This is a genomic window from Pseudomonas sp. Lb2C2 (assembly GCF_052112205.1).
GTDB classification, from domain to species: Bacteria; Pseudomonadota; Gammaproteobacteria; order Pseudomonadales; family Pseudomonadaceae; genus Aquipseudomonas; species Aquipseudomonas kilonensis.
The window spans coordinates 259077-278052 of sequence record NZ_JAUTYW010000005.1 but is presented as its reverse complement, the minus strand read 5'-3'; the positions used below and the strand labels follow the sequence as shown (position 1 = coordinate 278052).

The 18976-nt window shown below is 60.6% G+C and carries 19 protein-coding genes and 1 pseudogene; 8 read left to right on the top strand and 12 right to left on the bottom strand.

The genetic code is table 11. The features are described from left to right. Positions 1–60: 60 nt before the first annotated feature. Together rnt and pyrC are read right to left on the bottom strand one after the other, a co-directional pair. Complete coding sequence (gene rnt / locus Q7F16_RS16695) at positions 61–738, bottom strand: ribonuclease T (RefSeq protein WP_046062602.1); 678 nt, start codon at positions 736–738, stop codon at positions 61–63. Further along, on the bottom strand, positions 735–1781 hold the full coding sequence (gene pyrC, locus Q7F16_RS16690) for a dihydroorotase (protein WP_003204946.1): 1047 nt from the start codon (positions 1779–1781) through the stop codon (positions 735–737). The genes rnt and pyrC overlap by 4 nt, the downstream gene beginning before the upstream one ends. A 190-nt stretch (positions 1782–1971) precedes the next feature. Here pyrC and Q7F16_RS16685 point away from each other — a divergent pair, with 190 nt between their 5' ends. Further along, positions 1972–2973 carry a flagellar protein MotY gene (locus Q7F16_RS16685; protein WP_079303511.1) on the top strand — a complete coding sequence of 334 codons (1002 nt, stop codon included), beginning with the start codon at positions 1972–1974 and terminating at the stop codon, positions 2971–2973. A gap of 127 nt (positions 2974–3100) precedes the next feature. Continuing rightward, positions 3101–4318, top strand: a complete 1218-nt coding sequence (locus tag Q7F16_RS16680) for an argininosuccinate synthase (protein ID WP_003204943.1) — start codon at positions 3101–3103, stop codon at positions 4316–4318. 316 nt (positions 4319–4634) lie between these two features. Here the strand turns inward: Q7F16_RS16680 and Q7F16_RS16675 are convergent. After that, a pseudogene (locus Q7F16_RS16675) lies at positions 4635–4892 on the bottom strand (hypothetical protein); the annotation flags it as partial. Between the two features lie 471 nt (positions 4893–5363). Here Q7F16_RS16675 and Q7F16_RS16670 point away from each other — a divergent pair. Continuing rightward, complete coding sequence (locus tag Q7F16_RS16670) at positions 5364–5990, top strand: response regulator (RefSeq protein ID WP_409556075.1); 627 nt, start codon at positions 5364–5366, stop codon at positions 5988–5990. 55 nt (positions 5991–6045) lie between these two features. Here the strand turns inward: Q7F16_RS16670 and Q7F16_RS16665 are convergent, their stop codons facing one another. The 8 genes from Q7F16_RS16665 to metG form a co-directional block, all read right to left on the bottom strand. After that, entirely contained in the window at positions 6046–6228 is a 183-nt protein-coding gene (locus Q7F16_RS16665) for a PA3496 family putative envelope integrity protein (RefSeq protein WP_014339874.1), read from the bottom strand. A 107-nt stretch (positions 6229–6335) separates the two neighbouring features. Then, positions 6336–6974 (bottom strand): endonuclease III, encoded by a 639-nt coding sequence (nth, locus tag Q7F16_RS16660; protein ID WP_046062599.1) that lies wholly within the window; start codon positions 6972–6974, stop codon positions 6336–6338. Further along, complete coding sequence (locus Q7F16_RS16655) at positions 6971–7504, bottom strand: Rnf-Nqr domain containing protein (protein ID WP_046062598.1); 534 nt, start codon at positions 7502–7504, stop codon at positions 6971–6973. Before Q7F16_RS16655 ends, nth begins: the two co-directional genes overlap by 4 nt. Then, positions 7497–8108: an RnfABCDGE type electron transport complex subunit G gene (locus Q7F16_RS16650; protein ID WP_409556074.1), complete on the bottom strand. Its 612-nt coding sequence runs from the start codon at positions 8106–8108 to the stop codon at positions 7497–7499. Before Q7F16_RS16650 ends, Q7F16_RS16655 begins: the two co-directional genes overlap by 8 nt. Further along, positions 8105–9091 (bottom strand): RnfABCDGE type electron transport complex subunit D, encoded by a 987-nt coding sequence (locus Q7F16_RS16645; RefSeq protein WP_409556073.1) that lies wholly within the window; start codon positions 9089–9091, stop codon positions 8105–8107. Before Q7F16_RS16645 ends, Q7F16_RS16650 begins: the two co-directional genes overlap by 4 nt. After that, the gene (gene rsxB, locus Q7F16_RS16640) at positions 9078–10103 is read right to left on the bottom strand and encodes an electron transport complex subunit RsxB (RefSeq protein ID WP_409556072.1); all 1026 of its coding nucleotides are present in this window, start codon (positions 10101–10103) and stop codon (positions 9078–9080) included. The genes Q7F16_RS16645 and rsxB overlap by 14 nt, the downstream gene beginning before the upstream one ends. Then, positions 10100–10672: an Rnf-Nqr domain containing protein gene (locus Q7F16_RS16635; protein ID WP_046062594.1), complete on the bottom strand. Its 573-nt coding sequence runs from the start codon at positions 10670–10672 to the stop codon at positions 10100–10102. The genes rsxB and Q7F16_RS16635 overlap by 4 nt, the downstream gene beginning before the upstream one ends. Positions 10673–10802: 130 nt before the next feature. After that, a complete protein-coding gene (metG, locus tag Q7F16_RS16630) occupies positions 10803–12848 on the bottom strand; it encodes a methionine--tRNA ligase (protein ID WP_409556071.1) in 2046 nt (681 codons plus the stop codon). Between the two features lie 343 nt (positions 12849–13191). On the opposite strand from metG, the gene apbC reads away from it, so the two are divergent. Continuing rightward, a complete protein-coding gene (apbC, locus tag Q7F16_RS16625; protein WP_014339866.1) occupies positions 13192–14286 on the top strand; it encodes an iron-sulfur cluster carrier protein ApbC in 1095 nt (364 codons plus the stop codon). A gap of 190 nt (positions 14287–14476) precedes the next feature. Here apbC and Q7F16_RS16620 read toward each other — a convergent pair whose 3' ends face one another. Then, a complete protein-coding gene (locus Q7F16_RS16620; RefSeq protein WP_003204919.1) occupies positions 14477–15235 on the bottom strand; it encodes an SDR family oxidoreductase in 759 nt (252 codons plus the stop codon). Between the two features lie 164 nt (positions 15236–15399). Here Q7F16_RS16620 and Q7F16_RS16615 point away from each other — a divergent pair, with 164 nt between their 5' ends. From Q7F16_RS16615 to groL, 4 genes are all read left to right on the top strand, one after another. Next, positions 15400–16131, top strand: coding sequence for a HugZ family pyridoxamine 5'-phosphate oxidase (locus tag Q7F16_RS16615; protein WP_046062592.1), 732 nt, complete (start codon positions 15400–15402; stop codon positions 16129–16131). Between the two features lie 66 nt (positions 16132–16197). Then, complete coding sequence (locus Q7F16_RS16610; protein WP_014339863.1) at positions 16198–16674, top strand: FxsA family protein; 477 nt, start codon at positions 16198–16200, stop codon at positions 16672–16674. 244 nt (positions 16675–16918) lie between these two features. Further along, positions 16919–17212 (top strand): co-chaperone GroES, encoded by a 294-nt coding sequence (locus Q7F16_RS16605; protein WP_003204913.1) that lies wholly within the window; start codon positions 16919–16921, stop codon positions 17210–17212. Positions 17213–17262: 50 nt separating this feature from the next. Further along, the gene (gene groL, locus Q7F16_RS16600; RefSeq protein ID WP_014339862.1) at positions 17263–18906 is read left to right on the top strand and encodes a chaperonin GroEL; all 1644 of its coding nucleotides are present in this window, start codon (positions 17263–17265) and stop codon (positions 18904–18906) included. Positions 18907–18976: the final 70 nt, after the last annotated feature.

The window sequence follows — 18976 nt, the reverse complement described above, 5'->3', positions numbered from 1 at the left end:
GCCTGTGTCGCGAGCAAGCTTTGCTCCCGCAGAGTGGCGCCGCCACAATGGCTCTGCTCTTTAGTCGTTGAAATCCTGCCAGCCACCCATCTCTTTCCACCGGTTGACGATGCCGCAGAACAGCTCGGCGGTCTTCTCGGTGTCGTAGCGGGCCGAGTGGGCTTCACGGCCATCGAAATCGATATCGGCCGCCTGGCAGGCTTTGGCCAGGACGGTCTGGCCGTACGCCAGGCCAGCCAGGGTCGCGGTGTCGAAGCTGGAGAACGGGTGGAACGGGTTGCGCTTCATGTCCAGGCGCGCGACGGCGGCGTTGAGGAAGCCCAGGTCGAAGCTGCTGTTGTGGCCAACCAGGATCGCTCGCTTGCAACCGTTGGCCTTGAGCGCCTTGCGCACGCCACGGAAGATGTCGGTCAGGGCCGTTTCTTCGCTGACTGCCATGCGCAACGGGTGATCGAGCTTGATCCCGGTGAATTCCAGGGCTGCGGCTTCGACGTTGGCGCCTTCAAACGGTTCGACACGGAAGAAGTAGGTGTGGTCAGGGAACACAAAGCCTTTTTCGTCCATGCCGATGGTGGTCGCGGCGATTTCCAGCAAGGCGTCGGTGGCGGAGTTGAAACCGCCGGTTTCTACGTCGACGACGACCGGCAGGTAGCCACGGAACCGAGCAGCCATGGGGTGACGGGCGCCGCCCGAACCACCGTTGCCGTCCAGTTCGTCGTCGAAATGATCTTCACTCACGCGTTTTCCTCCAGCAGGCGCCAGCGCAGTTTTTCACCGGCGCGCAGCGGGATGACAGCCAGGTCGCCGAAAGGCAGGCTGGCGGGGGCGGTCCATTCGTCACGGACCAGGGTAATACGATCGGTGTTCACCGGCAGGCCATAGAAACGTGGGCCATGCAGGCTGGCGAAGCCTTCGAGTTTGTCCAGCGCGTTGCGCTGTTCGAATGCCTCGGCGTACATCTCGATGGCGGCATAGGCGGTGTAGCAACCGGCGCAACCGCAGGCCGCTTCCTTGGCGTGCTGGGCGTGGGGGGCCGAGTCGGTGCCGAGGAAAAACTTGGCGCTGCCGCTGGTGGCGGCGTCCAGCAAGGCTTCCTGGTGGGTATTGCGCTTGAGGATCGGCAGGCAATAGAAGTGCGGCCGGATCCCGCCCACCAGCATGTGGTTGCGGTTGTACAGCAGGTGATGGGCGGTAATGGTCGCGCCAACGTTGGCCGGGGCCTCGTTGACGAACTGCACGGCATCGCCGGTGGTGATGTGTTCGAACACCACCTTGAGGGTCGGGAAGCGCTCCACGACGCGGCGCATGTGCTCGTCGATGAAGATTTTCTCGCGGTCGAACACGTCGACGTCGCCCCGGGTGACTTCACCATGGATCAACAACGGCATGCCGACTTCGGCCATGGCCTCCAGCGCCGGGAAGATCTTGTCGATGCTGGTGACGCCGGAATCGGAATTGGTGGTCGCGCCGGCCGGGTACAGCTTGGCGGCGTGGACGAAGCCGCTGGCCTTGGCCTCGCGGATCTCTTCGGGCTGGGTGCGGTCGGTGAGGTACAGCACCATCAGCGGTTCGAAGCGGCTGCCAGCCGGGCGTGCGGCGAGGATGCGCTGGCGATAGCCGTCGGCCTCAGCGGCGTTGCGCACTGGCGGAACCAGGTTAGGCATGATGATTGCGCGCCCGAAGGTGCGCGCGACATCGGCGACGGTATGGGTCAACACAGCACCATCGCGAAGATGAATATGCCAGTCGTCGGGACGCAGCAGGGTCAGGCGGTCGGACATTGGGGGGCTTCCAGGCGGGTCAAACTGTGGGAATGCTACCGGAAAAGACCGATTCAGGCACCCGCTATCAAGTTCTGCCGCAACTTACCGATAGCTCCTACAGGTGTGCCACGAATCCGTGCAGTGCCCCGGACAGGCGTCATACCCCTGGTATGCGTCGATCTTTGTATAAAAGTCAGTGGAGCCTCCCGTGCGCCAGCGTTATCTAGCCTTGCTCAGTGTGTTTGCCAGCCTCCCCGCCATGGCGCTCACTTTCCAGACCCGTCTGGAGAGCATTGAGTGGACGGTCGAAGGCGACAAGTTCGAGTGCCGGCTGAGCCAGCCGATCACCGATTTCGGCAGCGGTGAATTCGTGCGCCGGGCGGGCGAGCAGGCCACGTTCCGCCTCAAGAGCTATAACCCGATGCTGGGCGGCGGTTCGGCCACCTTGCTGGCGGCGGCCGCACCGTGGCAACCGGGGCGGGGCGATATCAACCTGGGCTCGGTCAGGATCGGCAGCGGCGATGTGCTGTTCGACAGTTCCCAAGTACAGGCAGGCCGACTGATCAGCGGATTGATGGAAGGTCGCAGCCCCGTGGTTCGACGCAACACCGAGGATGGGCGCGTTTCTGAAGTCCGGCTGCTGCCCGTGCGCTTCAATAAGGCGTTCAACGATTACCAGGGCTGCGTGGCGAAACTGTTGCCCAAGAACTTCGAACAGATCAAGCAAACCCAGATCGGCTTCCCCGGCGAGGGGATTGAGCTGGACGCTCGGGCCAAGGCCCAGTTGCAGGTCATGCTCGACTTCATCAAGGCAGACCCGAGCGTCAATCATATCGAGCTTGATGGCCATTCCGACAACAGTGGCAACCGCCTGACCAACCGTGAGCTTTCGCGCCGCCGTGCGCTGGCCGTCATGGACTTCTTCAAGGCCAACGGTTTCCAGGAGTCCCAGTTCACCGTGCGTTTCCACGGCGAGCGTTATCCGCTGGTCGCCAATACCAACGCAGCCAATCGGGCCAAGAACCGTCGTGTCGTCGTAAAACTGGATCGGGTCGCAGCCACCCAGGCCCCGGCTCCACAGCCGCCAACACCAGCGGCAACACCAGCGCCGCCTGCCGTGGCGCCCGCTGCTGCGCCGGGCAAGACGGCGGCGCCGGTTGCCCCGGCCAAGGCGGCGGTGCCTGCTACGGCGGCTGCGCGCACTTCCTGATCCCGCCGGATCGTCGCGCAATCGACATAATCTGTCGCTTCGTCGTCATAAGCTGTCGCGCCTCTGTAAATTATCCGCGCTGGACGTTAGACTTCACGGCTTTCCGTACAACCCGTGGAGTGATGGCATGGCGGACGTAAACAAGGTCGTTCTGGCGTATTCCGGCGGCCTGGACACTTCGGTGATCCTCAAGTGGCTGCAGGACACTTATAACTGCGAAGTGGTGACCTTCACCGCTGACCTGGGACAGGGCGAAGAAGTCGAGCCTGCACGCGCCAAGGCCCAGGCCATGGGCGTCAAAGAGATCTACATCGATGACCTGCGCGAAGAGTTCGTCCGCGACTTCGTGTTCCCGATGTTCCGCGCCAACACTGTTTACGAAGGCGAGTACCTGCTGGGTACCTCCATCGCCCGTCCGTTGATCGCCAAGCGCCTGATCGAAATCGCCAACGAAACCGGCGCCGACGCCATTTCCCATGGCGCCACCGGCAAAGGCAACGACCAGGTGCGTTTCGAGCTGGGTGCCTATGCTCTCAAGCCAGGCGTGAAAGTCATTGCCCCGTGGCGCGAATGGGACTTGCTGTCCCGTGAAAAATTGATGGACTACGCCGAGAAGCACGCGATTCCGATCGAGCGCCACGGCAAGAAGAAATCCCCGTACTCGATGGATGCCAACCTGCTGCACATCTCCTATGAAGGCGGCGTGCTGGAAGACACCTGGACCGAGCACGAAGAAGACATGTGGCGCTGGACCGTCTCCCCGGAGAAGGCTCCCGATACCCCGCAATACCTGGAACTGACCTATCGCAACGGCGATATCGTCGCACTGGACGGCGTTGAGATGAGCCCGGCCACCGTGCTGGCGACCCTGAACCGCATCGGTGGCGAACACGGCATCGGTCGTCTGGACATCGTCGAGAACCGCTATGTCGGCATGAAGTCCCGTGGTTGCTACGAAACCCCGGGCGGCACCATCATGCTGCGCGCCCACCGGGCGATCGAGTCGATCACCCTGGACCGCGAAGTGGCTCACCTCAAAGACGAGTTGATGCCCAAGTACGCCAGCCTGATCTACACCGGCTACTGGTGGAGCCCAGAGCGTCTGATGCTGCAACAGATGATCGACGCCTCCCAGGCTCACGTGAATGGCGTGGTACGCCTGAAGCTGTACAAGGGCAACGTGATCGTCACCGGGCGCAAGTCCGACGAGTCGTTGTTCGATGCCAACATCGCGACCTTCGAAGAAGACGGCGGTGCCTACAACCAGGCTGACGCGGCCGGCTTCATCAAGCTTAACGCCCTGCGCATGCGCATCGCGGCGAACAAGGGTCGCAAGCTGTTCTGACCCTGGCGATATGAAAACGGCCTGCCATGAGCAGGCCGTTTTTTTTGCCCTTTTTTTGTGTGGCCTTTGCTGCGGCGCTGCCCTCGGTCGCTCATTCATCCTGCCCATGCGTTGCCAGGCCTGCGTTGCTGTAGATGACGTACACGACGATGCTGGCTTGCTTCAAATGTCTTGATCGACAGGTTTCGATCGGGCGTTTCGATTGGCTGCATACGATACAAAGGGTGTCTGGTTCGCGCCTGCGTCGATGAAGACGTATCACCAGCAGCTCCTTGACGTCGTCCGCCCGACGTAGCTGTCGCTTGCGTCGACAGGGCGAATCATCCATGGTTTTTATGAAGTGTTTGTTCTTGCGAAAATCCGAAGGTGAATACAAGGAACGATAATTGAAGTTGAGCGTTATGAAAAAAAGCAGCAATAGATAAAAAGGAAAGCTGATCAGGAACCACAGATAATATTCACGGTCCTGGTCATCCAGAAATGGCAGCGAAATCGCTGCGGAAGTTTCGGACAAAGTTGCAAATATGGCGATGAGGGTCATGGGGTTGGTTATAGTCTTCAAAGGTTTGTTCATGGTTAATGCTCATGGAATACTTGTGCTCGGTAAGTGGTTTGAAAAATGCTTGTTCCATGCCGAATAAAATATAGACACAGTCGCAATGGCTGCCCATGTTGGATGTCGGGCGCCTGAGTGCGTTTTATATATGAATTCTCCTGCCTTAAGTGAGTGAAAGGCAGTTTTAACAGTAAATAATTCAGTTACTTTCTATGAGTGAAGAGCTTTTCAAGGGGCTGTCCACGGATGGGCGTGACGGTGAAAGAACGCATTGTTCATAGGGTTACCTGATTGTTAAGAAAGGTCATTCCTTCTCTGTAAAAAAATTCATGACACATTTTTTCTTGGGTGATTCGTAGGAATTTTCTGTATAGCTTGTAGGTTCTGTCTCTCGGTGCGAGCGTTCAGGGGGGGGCAGCATGCCAAGGTAGAAATGACTAGGCTATTGTGCGTGCTCTAAAAATTCGAACAGCGAAGTTGGATTTGCCCATGAATAAAGTGCTGATCGTGGATGATCATCCCGTCATTCGTCTTGCTGTACGTTTACTGATGGAGCGTCATGGTTATGAAGTCCTTGCCGAAACCGATAATGGCGTCGATGCGTTACAACTTGCTCGCGAACTTATGCCCGATATCGTCATTCTCGATATCGGTATTCCGAAGCTGGACGGGTTGGAAGTCATTGCCCGCCTGACGGCCATTCCTTCACCGATGAAGGCATTGGTGCTGACTTCCCAGGCACCGGGACATTTTTCAATGCGCTGCATGCAGACGGGGGCGGCCGGGTATGTATGCAAGCAACAGGACCTTACCGAATTACTGAGTGCAATCAAGGCAGTACTGTCAGGTTACAGTTACTTTCCCAATCAGGCATTGCATACGGTGCGTTCGAGTCTGGGCAATGCCAGTGAGTCCGATATGGTTGATCGATTGTCGGGGCGGGAAATGATGGTCTTGCAACAACTGGCACGCGGAAAGACCAACAAGGAGATTGCCGATGGAATGTTCTTGAGCAACAAGACCGTCAGTACCTACAAGACGCGCCTGTTATTGAAGCTCAATGCCCGTTCGCTGGTCGACCTGATCGAACTGGCGCAGCGCAATGGGTTGGTGTGAGTTTTCGGGTTGCGCGTACTCAGTAAAAAGCCTCCATAAGGGAGGCTTTTACGTGTCAGAGGTCAAAGTCATAATCGGCCAATTGCTTCTGCAGACGGCGCTCTTCCAGCAGGTTATCAATGGTGCGGCGCTTGCTCAGGTTGGTTTTCGCCACTTCCACGACCACAGGTTCGACGTCGTCGGACTCAACGGCGATGAATTCGTCTTCCACATCCAGTTGTTCTTTGCCAGCACTCATGGGTTCGACTCCAGGCTAAGACTGCCATTGGCGCTCCTTATATCGATAAACCACGGGCGGGTAAAAAAGATTTTTTCAATCGATGGATCGATAAAAGCAATAGCGCCTCAATCGTCGGAGGTCTTGTGCTTGTATTCGCATAAATCTTCGATTCGGCAGCTGCCGCAGCGGGGCTTGCGCGCCAGGCAGACGTAGCGTCCGTGAAGGATGAGCCAGTGATGGGAGTCCAGCAGGAATTCCTTGGGGACGAACTTCATCAATTTCTTCTCGACCTCCACCACGTTTTTGCCGGGGGCCAGTCCGGTGCGGTTGCTGACCCGGAAAATGTGGGTGTCGACCGCCATGGTCAACTGCCGAAACGCGGTATTGAGCACGACGTTGGCGGTTTTGCGGCCGACGCCCGGAAGGGCTTCCAGCGCTTCGCGAGTCTGCGGGACCTCACTGCCGTGGCGCTCGATCAGCAGGCGGCAGGTCTCGATCACGTTTTTGGCCTTGCTGTTGAACAGCCCGATGGTCTTGATGTATTCGGACAGCCCCTCGACACCCAGGGCATGGATCGCCTCCGGCGTATTGGCCACCGGGTACAGTCTGGCCGTGGCTTTGTTGACGCCGACGTCGGTGGATTGAGCCGACAAGATGACCGAGATCAGCAGCTCGAACGGCGAGGAATAGGCCAGTTCGGTTTTCGGTTCCGGGTTGTCTTCGTGAAAGCGACGAAATATTTCCAGGCGTTTTGCGGCGTTCATGGGCGCGGCGTTTCCTCAGCGGATGAATGGGGTCTGGCGGCCGTCCAGGCTTGTCGGGCCGCCAGCAGCAGCCCGAGCAGAATGAACCCGCCGGGGGCGAGCAGGGCCAGGGGCAGGCCGCTGCCGATCAGCCCACGCACGGCGCCCAGGCTGATCATCAAGAGGCCAAACAGCCCGGCCAGTCTGAGGCGTTCGGGCCAGCGAGATTCAACGAAGAAGCCTTCCTGCTCCAGCGCTACGCAACTCAGGGCAATCCAGCCAACGTAAAGGCTCAACGGTCGATACAGTTCCAGCGCCCAGGCCTGGACGACAAGGCCCGTGCAGGTGGCCAGGGTCGCGGCCAGCACGATGGAGGCGAGCAGCCGTTGACAGGCTGTCAGGCGTTGCCGGACAAGCCCCATTGCCAAGCCATGGCTGAAAAGAACCAGGGCCCAGGCCAGCCATAACCCCAGCGCGCCAACCAGCGAATCGCTCGCGCCAATCAATGGCACGAGCAGCAGGCCGTGTGTCAGTCCCCATGGTTTATTCATCCACAGCCACCCCCGTCAACTGAGCCTTGTGCTCGTCGAAGTAACGCAGCGCATCGTGAACAGCCTGGAGCACCGCTCGGGACGTCACTGTCGCGCCTGCCAGTTGATCGAACTGGCCCTGGTCCTTTTTCAAGGCCCAGCCGCTGTCATCAGGTGCCTGGCGTGATTTACCCGTGAAGGTCTGCAACCAGGCGTTCGGCCAGCCGGCAATCGCCGCGCCCAACCCGGGTGTCTCGGATTGGCGCAGGGTCTTGACGCCCAGCAACCGGCCCTGCGGATCGATAGCGACCAGCAATTCGATGCTGCCTTCATAGCCCAGCGCCTGGCTACGCAGCAGCACTGCGCTGGGCTGGCCGCTGCGAGTCGCCAGGTAGCCACCCAGCAGCGTGCTATGGGCCAGGGGCACTGAGGCTGTGACAACGGGGTGCGCCAACGGCTGGTTATCATAGTGGTCGGTGGGCAGCACCTCGAGCAAGGCCCTGTTCGCCAGCGCTTGCTGCTGGGCCTCGATGCGCCCGGCGGTGCCGAGGTGCGTGAGGTAAGTGGCACCGATACCCAGGCCGATCAACAAGGTCAGGATTGCCACGCCGAGGGGATTGCTCATGTCAGTGGCCGCCGTTGTCGCGCCTCGGCGAACCGGTCCAGTGCCGGCACGCCGAGGTTCATCAGTAACACCGCGAACGCCACGCCGTCCGGGTAGCCACCCCAGGTGCGTATCAGATAGACCAGCAATCCCATGCCCGCGCCAAACAGCAGACGGGCGAGAGGCGCCTTGGCACCCGAGACCGGTTCGGTCGCGATAAAAAACGCGCCGAGCATGGTTGCGCCGCTGAACAGATGAAACAGCGGCGAGCCATGGGAGTCGGACCCCGAACCGTTCCAGCACAGCAGGCTGACGATGGACAGGCTCACCAGCATCCCCACCGGTGCATGCCAACTGAACACCCGTTGCTGCAGCAGAAACAGACCGCCCGCGAGGAAGGCCAGGTTGACCCATTCGACACCCTGGCCACCGAAACGCCCGAACGCCGGATCGTTGGCGAACAGTTCATCGACGGTCAGGCTCGTGTTGATTCGCAGGCTGTCCAGTGCGGTCGCCCCGGCCCAGGCATCGGGTGCCGGATGAGTGCCGAACACCTGTTGCAAGCCTTCGGACAGGCCCACGCCGTGGAGCGCCGGCCATTGACTCATCTGGGACGGAAACGCCACCAGTATCAAGGCGTATCCGAGCATCGCCGGGTTGAACGGGTTGCTGCCGACGCCGCCCCACAGGTGCTTGCCCAACAGCAAGGCGCAGGCGACCGCCGTGACGGTCAGCCACCAGGGGCAATAGGCTGGCAAGGCCAGGGCCAGCAGCGTGGCGCTGACCAGCGCGCTGCCATCGTTGAGCTCGGGCTTGAGTGGCCGGCGCCGTAAACGCAACACCAACGCCTCGACTGCCAGGGCAGTGACGCCGGACAACAGCAGGTTGAGCGCCACGCCCCAGCCATGGAACCACAGCAACGCCAGCATGCCGGGCAGTGTCGCCAGCAACACCCGCGTCATTGCTTGGCGCAGCCGTTCGTCCACTGGCTCAGGAAGCGGCATGGGCGTCCACCTGGCGTTCGGCATCCCTCACGGCTTGTTCCAATGCCTGCAGTTGTTCATCCGATGCCGTAGCTGCCCGGGCTTTGCTGAGTTCGGCGCGGCGCATCGCCAGTTGGATCTTGGCCCGCTTCAGCTCGGCGTTTTGCGTCGGTGCAGGGGCTGGCGCAGCCGCGGGGGCGGCGTTTTCCAGTTGGCTCAGGGCCTGTTCGGCCGCTTCGAACTGGCGTTGCAGCACGATCAGTTGCGACTGTTGCTCGAAGGTTGGCGGGTGGCCGAACGCCTTCAAGGATTTGTTCAACTGTGCCCGGCTCATGGCCAGGTCGACCTTGGCTTTTTTCAAGGCGGCATCGGCGGTGGCGGCTTTTTGCGCGCGTACGCGCTCCAGTGCCGCTTGTACGGGATCGAGTGCCGGGTCCTGGCTCTGCTCCTGGGTCTTAGCCTGGGCCGCCCGTTGGGTGCGAGCCAGGCGTTCGGCCTGGCGCTGCTCTTCTTCGCGGCGTAGGCGCGCATTGCGTTGTTCGAAGCGGCGTCGGGCATGATTGCGCTTGGCGGTTCGCGCCTGTTGTTCTTCGGTGCTGAAGGCCAGGCCGCCGACGATCGGCAGCACGGTCGCCGTCGGCAGCGGACGCATTTCGATGCAATCGACCGGGCAGGGCGCCACGCACAGATCACAGCCTGTGCATTCGTCGATGAGGACGGTGTGCATCAGCTTGGCGGCGCCGACAATCGCGTCCACCGGACAGGCCTGGATGCACTTGGTGCAACCGATGCATTCGGCTTCACGGATAAAGGCGATTTGTGCCGGGGCCACGCCGCGGCTGGTGTCCAGTTCCAACACCGGTATTTTCATCAGCTCGGCCAGGGCGGCGATGGTTTCGCGCCCCCCGGGCGGGCATTTGTTGATCGGCTCGCCCTGGGCGATGCCTTCGGCGTAGGGCTTGCACCCGGGATGGCCGCACTTGCCGCATTGGGTCTGCGGCAGCAGGGCGTCGATACGTTGAATCAGGCTCATGTTTTGACCAGCCCACGCAATCCGAGAAAGGCCACCGCCATCAGTCCGGCGCTGATCAACTGAATCGGCAGGCCCCGAAAGGGCAGGGGAATATCATTATTGAAGGTGCGCTGGCGCAGATCATCGAACAGGCTCAGCACCAGCCAGAACCCCAGCCCGGCACCCATGCTCAGGGCGATGGCGTGGCCCAGGCCTCGGTCATCCTGGCCGTTGAGCAGCGTGACCCCGAGTATGCCGGCATTACCCAGCAACAGCGGCCACAACCCCTCGAACGGCATTGCCGGCAGCCAGCGTGCCAGCAGGCGCAGCAAGGGCTTGATCAGCAATACGCTCAAGGACAACCAGACCAACAGGCGCAGCGAGACCAGATTCGTCGGCAACAGCAGGCCATGATCGATCAGATGGCCCAGGGTGCCGACGATCAGCATCAGGCATGCCGTCGCCAGGCCCAAGGCGTGTACCTGTCTTCTACCGTCGGCCGCCAGCAGCGGATCGACGCCCAGCGGCCAGTGCAACACCAGGTTGTTGATCAGGGCAGCGCTGAACAGCGTGAGGACGATTTCGGTCATGGGTGTGTTGGCGACAAAGGGCCTGTTACAAGATTAGGCATTATCCGGCACGCCGGGGGCGTGGGCCAGATATGAAAATCCCACAGCCACCTGCAAGGCGGCTGTGGGATCGGTACAGCAAACGGTCGCGTTACTTGATCCGCTGGCCCGGCTTGGCGCCGCTGTCAGGGCTCAACAGGTAGATTTCCTCGCCGCCAGGGCCTGCCGCCATCACCATGCCCTCGGAGATGCCGAAGCGCATTTTGCGCGGCTTGAGGTTGGCGATCATCATCGTCAAGCGGCCTTCGAGCTTGGCCGGGTCCGGGTAGGCACTCTTGATGCCGGAGAACACGTTGCGTTGCTCGTCGCCGATGTCCAGGGTCAGGCGCAGCAGCTTGTCGGCCCCTTCGACGGCCTCGGCCTTGACGATCAGCGCCACGCGCAGGTCAACGGCGGCAAAGACGTCGAATTCGATTTCCGGCGACAGCGGGTCCTTGGCCAGTTCGCCGTTCCCGGCAGGCGCGCCGGTGTCGGTCTGGCTGGCGGCCAGGTCTTCCTTGGAGGCGTCGGTCATGGCTTGCACCTTGGTCGCGTCGATACGAGTCATCAATGGCTTGAACGCGTTCAACTGATGATTGCTCAGCAGCGTCTGGTGATCGTTCCAGGTCAGTGGCGCGACGTTGAGGAATGCCTCGGCATCGGCGGCCAGCAGCGGCAATACCGGCTTGAGGAAAATCACCAGTTGGCGGAACAGGTTGATGCCCAGGGCGCAGATCGCCTGGACTTCGTCCTGTTTGCCCTCCTGCTTGGCCAGCGACCAGGGCGCCTTGTCGGCGATCCAGGCATTGGCGCGGTCGGCCAGGGCCATGATTTCGCGCATGGCACGGGCAAAATCGCGGGACTCGTAGGCTTCGGCGATGCTTGGCGCGGCCGCCAGGAAGGCGTCGGTCAGTTCCGGCGCGGCATTGCCGGCGACCAGGACCCCGGCGTTGCCCTTGTGGATGAACCCGGCGCAACGGCTGGCAATGTTGACGACCTTGCCCACCAGGTCGGAGTTGACCTTCTGCACGAAGTCTTCGAGGTTCAGGTCCAGATCGTCGACGCCGCGGCCGAGCTTGGCCGCGTAGTAGTAACGCAGGTATTCCGGGGACAGGTGGTCCAGGTAGGTCCGGGCCTTGATGAAGGTGCCGCGGGACTTGGACATTTTCTGGCCGTTGACGGTCAGGTAGCCGTGGACATTGATGCCCGTCGGCTTGCGGAAACCGGCGCCTTCAAGCATTGCCGGCCAGAACAGTGCGTGGAAGTTGACGATGTCCTTGCCGATGAAGTGATACAGCTCGGCGGTGGAGTCCTTGCCCCAGAACGCGTCGAAGTCCAGCTCCGGCGTGCGGTTGCAGAGGTTCTTGAAACTCGCCATGTAGCCGATCGGTGCGTCCAGCCACACGTAGAAATACTTGCCGGGCTCGTCGGGGATCTCGAAGCCGAAGTACGGCGCATCGCGGGAAATGTCCCACTGCTGCAGGCCGGCATCGAGCCATTCGGCGATCTTGTTGGCGACGGCGTCCTGCAGGGTGCCGCTGCGGGTCCAGGCTTGCAGCATCTGCTGGAAGTCCGGCAGCTTGAAGAAGAAATGCTGGGAGTCCTTGAGCACCGGCGTCGCCCCGGAAATCGCCGATTTCGGGTCTTTCAGGTCGGTCGGTGCGTAGGTGGCGCCGCATTTTTCGCAGTTATCGCCGTACTGGTCTTCAGTGCCACATTTCGGGCAGGTGCCCTTGATGAAGCGGTCGGCCAGGAACATTTTCTTTTCCGGGTCGAAATACTGGGTGATCGAACGGGTGGCGATGTGCCCGGCGTCACGCAGCTTCAGGTAGATCTGGCTCGACAGCTCACGGTTTTCTTCGGCGTGAGTGGAGTGGAAGTTGTCGAAGTCCACCAGGAACTCGGCAAAGTCGGCGCTGTGTTCAGCCTGGACGTTGGCGATCAGTTGTTCCGGGGTGATGCCTTCCTTTTCCGCGCGCAGCATGATGGCCGAACCGTGGGCGTCGTCGGCGCAGACATAAATGCATTGGTTGCCGCGATGCTTCTGGAAGCGCACCCACATATCGGTCTGGATGTACTCCAGCATATGGCCGAGGTGAATCGAACCATTGGCATAGGGCAGGGCGCTGGTGACGAGGATCTTGCGTGGCTCGGACATGGGGCTCGGCTACTTGATGAAACGGAGGTCGGCCACTATAAAGCGCCGGCGGCTTTTTTTCACCCTTCGGGGCTGTTTCGGGATGCATTGCCGGGAGCGATGCAAGGATTAAGCCTGGCACAACTTGCGGCGAGGGGATTGTGGGAGCAAAGCTTGCTCGCGAAACCGGCGCCTCGATTTCTGAAAGACCGCATCGCCTGCATCGCGGGCAAGCCTTGCTCCCACACAGAGGGAGCAAGCTCCCTAGCCACAAGAGCATTCGTCGCCCTTAATCGGGTCGCCACAAAAGCATGCGCGGCGTAGGATAGCGGCCTGTTTTCAAGTCTTGCTATCGGAGTTGCCCATGAGCGCCGTCAATCGCGCAGCGGTGGAAGCCGTCCTTCGCCAGTACACCGACCCCTATCTGAACCAGGACCCGGTCAGCGCCGGATGCGTGCGCGCCATCGACATCCAGGGCGATCGCGTCAGCGTCCAGCTGGAAATCGGCTACGCCGCCGACCTGTTCAAAAACGGTTGGGCGCAGATGCTGCAAATGGCGATCGAGGCCCTGGACGGGGTGAGCGCCGCCAAAGTCGACATCACCAGCGTGATCGCCGCCCACAAGGCCCAGGCGCAGGTCCCGGGGCTGGCGAACGTCAAGAACGTGATCGCCGTGGCCTCGGGCAAGGGCGGCGTGGGCAAGTCCACCACCGCGGCCAACCTGGCCCTGGCCCTGGCCCGTGAAGGGGCGAAGGTCGGGATCCTCGATGCAGACATCTACGGTCCGAGCCAGGGCATCATGTTCGGTGTTGCCGAGGGCACCCGACCGCAGGTCAAGGACCAGAAGTGGTTCGTGCCGATCCAATCCCATGGCGTGGAAGTCATGTCCATGGCCTTCCTGACCGACGACAACACACCGATGGTCTGGCGCGGGCCGATGGTTTCCGGTGCCTTGCTGCAACTGGTCACGCAAACCGCCTGGGGCGACCTGGATTACCTGGTGATCGACATGCCACCGGGCACTGGCGATATCCAACTGACCCTGGCGCAGAAAGTCCCGGTGGCCGGTGCGGTGATCGTCACCACGCCTCAAGACCTGGCCCTGCTGGATGCACGCAAGGGTGTGGAAATGTTCCGCAAGGTGAACATCCCGGTGCTGGGTGTGGTGGAGAACATGGCCGTGCACATCTGCTCCAATTGCGGACATGCCGAGCACCTGTTCGGCGAAGGTGGCGGGGAAAAACTGGCGACCCAGTACGGCGTCGAATTGCTGGCTTCGCTGCCGCTGTCGATGGTGATCCGCGAGCAGGCCGACGGCGGCAAGCCGACGGTCATCGCCGAACCGGACAGCCAGATCGCCATGGTCTATCAGGAACTGGCCCGCCACGTGGGCGCGCGGATCGTGTTGCAGGAAGCGGCCATGCCGGCGATGCCGAACATCACTGTCAGCGACGATTGATCAGCTGAAATGCAATCTAATGTGGGGAGCAAGCCTGTAGGAGCATAGCCTGTGGGAGCATAGCTTGCTCGCGATAGCGGTTTTAAAGCCAACAGAGATGTTGGGTGTGACGCGGTCATCGCGAGCAAGCTATGCTCCCACAGGCTTTGCCCCCCACAGGCTTGCTCCCACATTTTGTTAGGCGGTGGGTTTAGATCCGCAACCCGCCATCCATCTCCAGGATCCGACCGGTGTAATAGTCGTTCTCGAAGATATACGCCGCCGAATGCGCAATCTCCTCAGGCTTGCCCATGCGCTTGAGCGGGATCCCCGAGGTCATTTTTTCCAGGGCCTCGGGCTTCATGCCCAGGGTCATCTCGGTTTCGATGAAACCCGGTGCGATGCCGGCGACACGTATGCCGTAGCGCGCCAGTTCCTTGGCCCAGGTCACAGTGGCGGCAGCCACACCGGCCTTGGCGGCCGAGTAGTTGGTCTGGCCGACGTTGCCGGCGCGGGAGATCGACGAGATATTGATGATGGCGCCGCTGTTCTTCAGCTCGACCATTTTCGCTGCCACTTCACGGGTGCACAGGAATACACCGGTGAGGTTGACGTCGATCACGGCCTGCCACTGGGCCAGGCTCATCTTGGTCATTTCGCCGTCCTTGACCTTGAGCAGCAGGCCGTCACGCAGGATCCCGGCGTTGTTGATCAGGCCGTGGATCGCGCCGAAGTCCTCGGCCACCCGGGCGACCATGTCGCTGACCTGCTCCTCATTGGCAACGTTGCACAGGTACGCCCGGGCTTCGACGCCCTTGGCTACACACGCGGCAACCGCCTGGTCGAGTTTTTCCTGGTTGAGGTCCACCAGGGCGAGCTTCGCGCCTTTGCCCGCGAGATACTCGGCCATGGAGCGGCCCAGGCCCTGGCAACCGCCGGTGATAATGATTACTTTGTCAGTGAGTTGCATGCTCATGTCCAGATGGCGCAGCGGTGGAGGGGACCTTTTGGGAGGTCTCTCGATTTGCGACGGTGTAGCCCGGCTGCACACGAGAACTGCCCTATAGGCGTGCTGGAACATTACTCCAGTCACCTGACCGTTTTCTAGACGGTTTTCATAAAAGGAGTCATAAATTGAGCGTTGAAGCTGCCAAGCATGCCCGGGAACTGCTGCTCAAGGAATACCGTGGAGTGCTCGCCACTCATTCCAAATCCATGCCCGGCTTTCCGTTCGGCTCCGTCGTTCCGTATTGCCTGGACGAACAAGGCCGGCCACTGATCCTGATCAGCCGTATCGCCCAGCACACTCATAATCTGCAAAAAGACCCCAAGTGTTCGATGCTGGTGGGCGAGCGCGGTGCCGAGGATGTGCAGGCCGTGGGGCGCCTGACCTACCTGGCCGAGGCCCGCAAACTCGAAGACAGTGGCGCCATCGAGGCTGCCGCCGAGCGTTACTACCGCTATTTCCCTGACTCGCAGAACTACCACAAGGCCCATGATTTCGATTTCTGGGTGCTCGAGCCGGTACGCCATCGCTACATCGGCGGCTTTGGCGCCATCCACTGGATCGACCAGCTCACCCTGGCCAATCCCTTCGCCGGCAAAGCCGAAGCCAGCATGGTCGAGCACATGAATGCCGATCACGCCAAGGCCATCGCCCATTACGTGGAATTGACCGGCCTGCCGAAAAGCGAACCGGCACAACTGGTGGGCATCGACAGCGAGGGCATGCACTTGCGCATTGGCCAGGGCCTGCACTGGCTGGCGTTTCCGACGCCTTGCAACACGCCGACACAAGTGCGCGAAGCCTTGGTTTATCTGGCTCACGCCGAGCAATGGCCAAAAAATGCGGAAGTCGACGCTTGAATTCACGAAAGGGCGACGTCATTTAGGTTTTCATAGCAAGGCATTCTTGCGTTGAGGAACCATTTGATGCGCCCTTTTTTGTTGCTCTTTCTGCTGTTCCCGGTGTTGGAGCTGTTCGTATTCGTCAAGGTCAGCGGTGCGATCGGGTTTTTCCCGGCGCTGCTGCTGGTCATTCTCGGCTCGATGCTCGGCGTGTTCGTGCTGCGCATTGCCGGCCTCGCCACGGCGTTGCGGGCCCGTGAAAGCCTGAACCGTGGCGAGCTGCCCGCCCAGACCATGCTCGAAGGCCTGATGCTGGCCCTGGGCGGTGGCCTGTTGATCCTGCCCGGCTTTATCAGCGACGTGCTGGGCCTGGTCATGCTGTTGCCGTTCACCCGTCGGTTGCTGGCCAATAAAATGCGCCAGCGCGCCGAAGAGCAGGCGATGCGTCAGCGCGCCTTCGCCGATGACCTCCAGCCCCGTGGCGGTCCGGCGCCGCGCGAGCCTGTGGGCCGCGAGCCCAACGTGATCGAAGGTGAATTCGAACACCGGGATTCCAAGTAAAACCCGCTCCACGGCGCCTTCGGGCGCCGTGCTCGTTTTGGTGGCACGGAGTAAAAAATTTTCTGCCCCCGCCCTTGTAATCCACTTGTGCGCCCTTATGTAACGGTCACCGCAAGGTTTCCGGTGGTGACACCGGACAGACTTCCGCGGTTCGACTGACGAACCGCACCCGGCTCCGCCGGCTTTGTTAAACCCGCCGGGACTACACCGGCCGATGAAAACCAAAAATTAGGAGAGATCGACAATGAAGCTTCGTCCTCTGCATGACCGCGTCGTCATCCGTCGCAGCGAAGAAGAGAAGAAAACCGCTGGCGGTATCGTCCTGCCAGGTTCGGCTGCTGAAAAAGCCAACCACGGTGAAGTTCTCGCTGTAGGCCCAGGCAAGGCACTGGAAAACGGTGAAGTACGTGCGCTGGCCGTGAAAGTGGGTGACAAGGTTGTGTTCGGCCCTTACTCCGGCAGCAACACAGTGAAAGTCGACGGCGAAGACCTGCTGGTAATGAGCGAGAACGAAATCCTCGCTGTTCTCGAAGGCTGATTCCCCCGCCCATTTTCCCGTTACTACAAAGTATTTAAGGAATATCGATCATGGCTGCTAAAGAAGTTAAATTCGGCGATTCCGCCCGCAAGAAAATGCTCGCCGGTGTCAACGTCCTGGCTGACGCAGTAAAAGCGACCCTGGGCCCGAAAGGCCGTAACGTGATCATCGAGAAGAGCTTCGGCGCTCCGACCATCACCAAGGATGGCGTTTCCGTAGCCAAAGAAATCGAGCTGAAAGACCGCTTCGAAAACATGGGCGCGCAACTGGTCAAAGACGTTGCCTCCCGTGCCAACGATGACGCCGGCGATGGCACCACCACCGCTACCGTCCTGGCTCAATCGATCGTCAACGAAGGCCTGAAAGCCGTCGCTGCCGGCATGAACCCGATGGACCTCAAGCGCGGCATCGACAAGGCGACCATCGCCATTGTCAAAGAGCTCAAAGCCCTGTCCAAGCCATGCGCTGACACCAAGGCAATCGCTCAGGTCGGCACCATCTCCGCCAACTCCGACAACTCCATCGGCGACATCATTGCCGAAGCCATGGAAAAAGTCGGTAAAGAAGGCGTGATCACCGTTGAAGAAGGCTCGGGCCTGGAAAACGAACTGTCGGTTGTAGAAGGCATGCAGTTCGACCGTGGCTACCTGTCCCCATACTTCGTCAACAAGCCAGAGACCATGACTGCCGAGCTGGACGGTCCGCTGATCCTGCTGGTCGACAAGAAGATCTCGAACATCCGCGAAATGCTGCCAGTGCTGGAAGCCGTTGCCAAAGCCGGCCGCCCACTGCTGATCGTGGCTGAAGACGTTGAAGGCGAAGCCCTGGCGACCCTGGTCGTGAACAACATGCGTGGCATCGTTAAAGTCGCAGCCGTCAAGGCTCCAGGCTTTGGCGACCGTCGCAAGGCCATGCTGCAGGACATCGCCGTACTGACCGGCGGTACCGTTATCTCCGAAGAGATCGGCCTGAGCCTGGAAAGCACCACCCTGGAGCACCTGGGTAACGCCAAGCGCGTGATCCTGTCCAAGGAAAACACCACCGTGATCGACGGTGCCGGCGTTGAGACTGACATCCAGGCTCGCGTTCTGCAGATCCGTCAGCAAGTGGCCGACACTTCGTCCGACTACGACCGTGAAAAACTGCAAGAGCGCCTGGCCAAGCTGTCCGGCGGCGTTGCAGTGATCAAGGTTGGTGCCGGTTCCGAAGTAGAAATGAAAGAGAAGAAAGCCCGCGTTGAAGACGCCCTGCACGCGACCCGTGCAGCCGTCGAAGAAGGCGTGGTACCTGGCGGTGGCGTGGCACTGGTTCGCGCTCTGCAGGCTATCTCCGAGCTCAAAGGCGACAACGATGACCAGAACGTGGGCATCCAGTTGCTGCGTCGCGCTGTTGAAGCGCCACTGCGCCAGATCGTTGCCAACTCCGGCGACGAGCCAAGCGTTGTGGTCGACAAGGTCAAGCAGGGTTCGGGTAACTACGGTTACAACGCTGCTACCGGCGAATACGGCGACATGATCGAAATGGGTATCCTGGACCCGGCCAAAGTGACTCGTTCGGCTCTGCAAGCGGCTTCGTCGATTGCCAGCCTGATGATCACCACCGAGGCGATGATCGCTGAAATCAAGGAAGACGCTCCAGCTGGCGGCGGTATGCCAGACATGGGCGGCATGGGTGGCATGGGCGGCATGATGTAAGCCAGCCTTACCCCTGTAGCGAAAAACCCCGCCTGCGAAAGCAAGCGGGGTTTTTTATGGCCTTGGGTTT

What these genes read in the sequence shown, in the direction of transcription:
- Q7F16_RS16610 (WP_014339863.1), top strand. Translation starts at nt 16,198, where the DNA reads ATGCGCCCTTTTTTGTTGCTCTTTCTGCTGTTCCCGGTGTTGGAGCTG.
- groL (WP_014339862.1), top strand. Translation starts at nt 17,263, where the DNA reads ATGGCTGCTAAAGAAGTTAAATTCGGCGATTCCGCCCGCAAGAAAATG.
- pyrC (WP_003204946.1), bottom strand. Translation starts at nt 1,781, where the DNA reads ATGTCCGACCGCCTGACCCTGCTGCGTCCCGACGACTGGCATATTCAT.
- metG (WP_409556071.1), bottom strand. Translation starts at nt 12,848, where the DNA reads ATGTCCGAGCCACGCAAGATCCTCGTCACCAGCGCCCTGCCCTATGCC.
- apbC (WP_014339866.1), top strand. Translation starts at nt 13,192, where the DNA reads ATGAGCGCCGTCAATCGCGCAGCGGTGGAAGCCGTCCTTCGCCAGTAC.
- Q7F16_RS16650 (WP_409556074.1), bottom strand. Translation starts at nt 8,108, where the DNA reads ATGAGCAATCCCCTCGGCGTGGCAATCCTGACCTTGTTGATCGGCCTG.
- rsxB (WP_409556072.1), bottom strand. Translation starts at nt 10,103, where the DNA reads ATGAGCCTGATTCAACGTATCGACGCCCTGCTGCCGCAGACCCAATGC.
- Q7F16_RS16670 (WP_409556075.1), top strand. Translation starts at nt 5,364, where the DNA reads ATGAATAAAGTGCTGATCGTGGATGATCATCCCGTCATTCGTCTTGCT.
- Q7F16_RS16645 (WP_409556073.1), bottom strand. Translation starts at nt 9,091, where the DNA reads ATGCCGCTTCCTGAGCCAGTGGACGAACGGCTGCGCCAAGCAATGACG.
- Q7F16_RS16635 (WP_046062594.1), bottom strand. Translation starts at nt 10,672, where the DNA reads ATGACCGAAATCGTCCTCACGCTGTTCAGCGCTGCCCTGATCAACAAC.
- Q7F16_RS16665 (WP_014339874.1), bottom strand. Translation starts at nt 6,228, where the DNA reads ATGAGTGCTGGCAAAGAACAACTGGATGTGGAAGACGAATTCATCGCC.
- Q7F16_RS16605 (WP_003204913.1), top strand. Translation starts at nt 16,919, where the DNA reads ATGAAGCTTCGTCCTCTGCATGACCGCGTCGTCATCCGTCGCAGCGAA.
- Q7F16_RS16620 (WP_003204919.1), bottom strand. Translation starts at nt 15,235, where the DNA reads ATGCAACTCACTGACAAAGTAATCATTATCACCGGCGGTTGCCAGGGC.
- Q7F16_RS16680 (WP_003204943.1), top strand. Translation starts at nt 3,101, where the DNA reads ATGGCGGACGTAAACAAGGTCGTTCTGGCGTATTCCGGCGGCCTGGAC.
- nth (WP_046062599.1), bottom strand. Translation starts at nt 6,974, where the DNA reads ATGAACGCCGCAAAACGCCTGGAAATATTTCGTCGCTTTCACGAAGAC.
- Q7F16_RS16655 (WP_046062598.1), bottom strand. Translation starts at nt 7,504, where the DNA reads ATGAATAAACCATGGGGACTGACACACGGCCTGCTGCTCGTGCCATTG.